Source organism: Streptomyces sp. NPDC006265, assembly GCF_040613555.1.
Lineage (GTDB): Bacteria > Actinomycetota > Actinomycetes > Streptomycetales > Streptomycetaceae > Streptomyces.
On the sequence record NZ_JBEXSH010001105.1, the window covers coordinates 1 to 2,514 of the forward strand.

At 70.4% G+C, this 2,514-nt stretch carries 2 protein-coding genes and 2 pseudogenes; 2 read left to right on the forward strand and 2 right to left on the reverse strand.

The genetic code is table 11. From position 1 onward, the window contains the following. A pseudogene (locus tag ABZ281_RS45800) lies at window positions 1–435 on the reverse strand (hypothetical protein); the annotation flags it as partial. An 80-nt stretch (window positions 436–515) separates the two neighbouring features. On the opposite strand from ABZ281_RS45800, the gene ABZ281_RS45805 reads away from it, so the two are divergent. Then, window positions 516–710, forward strand: coding sequence for a DUF3046 domain-containing protein (locus tag ABZ281_RS45805; protein WP_030853368.1), 195 nt, complete (start codon window positions 516–518; stop codon window positions 708–710). Between the two features lie 247 nt (window positions 711–957). Continuing rightward, window positions 958–2,226 (forward strand): AI-2E family transporter, encoded by a 1,269-nt coding sequence (locus tag ABZ281_RS45810; RefSeq protein ID WP_356664360.1) that lies wholly within the window; start codon window positions 958–960, stop codon window positions 2,224–2,226. Window positions 2,227–2,247: 21 nt separating this feature from the next. Here the strand turns inward: ABZ281_RS45810 and ABZ281_RS45815 are convergent. Beyond that, window positions 2,248–2,514 (reverse strand): annotated as a pseudogene (locus ABZ281_RS45815) (hypothetical protein); the annotation flags it as partial.

Sequence of the window (2,514 nt, forward strand, 5' to 3'; positions counted from 1 at the left end):
GGGCATCGACCTGCACGGCCACCTCGGCATGGCCCTGCTGCTGGGTGCGGTGTGGTAGTCGCGCTGGCTGGGGTGGATCGCCGGGAGGGCGCCGTCCGCAGTGGAGACGGACGTCAGGTAGCGGCACATGCGTTCCACGCGCTGGCCGGCACAGCGTTCGACCGCGTCCAGGACACGCAGCGCGTGCGCGGTGTGCAACGGCTGGCTGACCGGGCCGCGCAGATCCGGCTCCAGCGCATGGCCGTACCCGCCGTCCTCGTTGCGGTAGGCGTCCAGGGCGGTCTCCACCGGGTCGGCGGCGGCGCCCCGGAAGTGGTGGGCGAAGCGGTGCTGTTCGAGCACGCGCGCGGTGAGCCAGACGAAACGCTGCGCGCGCGAGACGGGGCTGTGCGGCGGGGGCGTCGGGGGGAATTCGGTAGCTCCTGTTTCGGCCATGGGTCAGACCGTAGGGCGCGCAGCGGCGCCGGCAGGCGGTCCCGGCCCAGGCCCACCCCCAGGGGCGGGATACTGGGGTCATGCGGTTGACGGTCTTCTGGCAGCGGATGGCGGAGCACTTCGGTCCTGGGTACGCCGAAATGTTCGCGCGCGACCATGTGATGTCCGAGCTCGGCGGACGCACGGTGCACGAGGCCCTGGCGGCCGGCTGGGACGCCAAGGAGGTCTGGCAGGTGGTCTGCTCGGTCATGGACGTGCCCCGGGAGAGGCGCTGACCGTGCCGTTGAGCCGTTGAGCCGTTGAGCCGTTGAGCCGTTGAGCCGTTGAGCCGCTGAGCCGCTGAGCCGCTGAGACCGCCGGGCGACTGGACGGACGGCTTCGGCGACAGCCCGGTGGACAGGGGCGGAGGACGGCCTTGTCGACCACCGGCCTGATCAGCAGGCCGGTCTCCGACGTCGCTGACCCGTCACGAAGATCGCAGCCGGGCAGACGGCTGTCGGTGGCGTGGGCGAGACTTGGGCCGTGGCACCCACTGACGAGACCGGGCAGGCAGCCCCGCAGTCCTCCGCATCCGGTACGACGCCGCCCGTCCGACCCCCGGTCGACGGGGCCGGGGACGGCCGCATGCCGCGCTGGCTGCCGCGCGCCCTGGTGCTCGGGCTCGCTCTCGTCGCCGCCTTCCAGCTGGGCAACTGGGCCTTCCACCAGCTCACCGGCCTGCTGATCAACATCGTCATCGCGTTCTTCCTGGCGCTCGCCATAGAACCCGCGGTGAGCTGGATGGCCTCACGCGGCATGCGCAGAGGGCTGGCCACGTTCATCGTCTTCATCGGCGTGATGATCTTGTCGGCCGGCTTCGTCACTCTGCTCGGTTCCGTCCTCGCGGACCAGATCATCAAGCTGATCGAGGGTTTCCCCGCATACCTCGACTCCGTCATCCACTGGATCAACACGCACTTCAAGACGGACCTGAAGCGCGTCGACATCCAGGAGGGCCTGCTCCGCTCCGACTGGCTGCGCAACTACGTCCAGAACAGCGCCACGGGCGTCCTGGACGTGTCCGCCCAGGTCATCGGGGGCCTCTTTCAGCTTCTCACGATCGCCCTGTTCTCGTTCTACTTCGCCGCCGACGGCCCACGGCTGCGCCGCGCGATCTGCTCGGTCCTGCCACCCGCACGCCAGGCCGAGGTGCTGCGCGCGTGGGAGATCGCCGTGAACAAGACCGGCGGCTACATCTACTCACGCGGCCTGATGGCGCTGATCTCCGGCGCGGCGCACTTCGTCCTGTTGCAGGCCCTGGACGTGCCCTATGCACCCGTGCTCGCCGTGTGGGTGGGCCTGGTGTCGCAGTTCATCCCCACCATCGGCACGTATCTCGCGGGCGCCCTGCCCATGCTGATCGCGTTCACGGTGAATCCCTGGTACGCGCTGTGGGTGCTGATCTTCGTGGTGATCTACCAGCAGTTCGAGAACTACGTGCTGCAGCCCAAGCTGACCTCCAAGACCGTCGACATCCATCCCGCCGTGGCCTTCGGCTCGGTCATCGCCGGCACCGCCCTCCTCGGCGCCGTCGGCGCGCTGATCGCCATCCCCGCCATCGCCACGCTCCAGGCCTTCCTGGGGGCGTACGTGAAGCGCTACGACGTCACGGACGACCCTCGGGTACACGGCCACCGCCGACGGGGAGAGGGACCGGGCCTGCTCACGCGTGCGAGGGCGTTGTGGGCGCGGCGGCCGGGGGCGGAGCGGCACGGAGGCGGGGGTTCCGGGTCCAGGGAGAGCTCCTCCTGAGGGGCGCGAGCCGTCCGGCTCCTACGGCGTCGCCGCCTTCAGAAGGCTCGCCCGCTCGTCGGGTGGGACGAGCCCGTCCGGCAGCGTCCGGTCGTTCAGCAGACCGCGCACCAGTGCGGCATGCTCGGCGAAAACGGCCCGGCATCGTGCGCGTTCCGGGTGCTCGCGGTCGCTGCCCAGGAACCGGATCGCCTGCTCACCGCCTCCGTCGACGGGATGCGAGAGCTCTGCGACGACCAGCAGGACCTCGACCAGTTCGGCCCGCACCGGCACCGCCGGATCGGCGGC

Excerpts from the sequence above, each read along its gene's own strand:
- ABZ281_RS45805 (WP_030853368.1), top strand. The coding sequence starts at position 516 with ATGCGGTTGACGGTCTTCTGGCAGCGGATGGCGGAGCACTTCGGTCCT.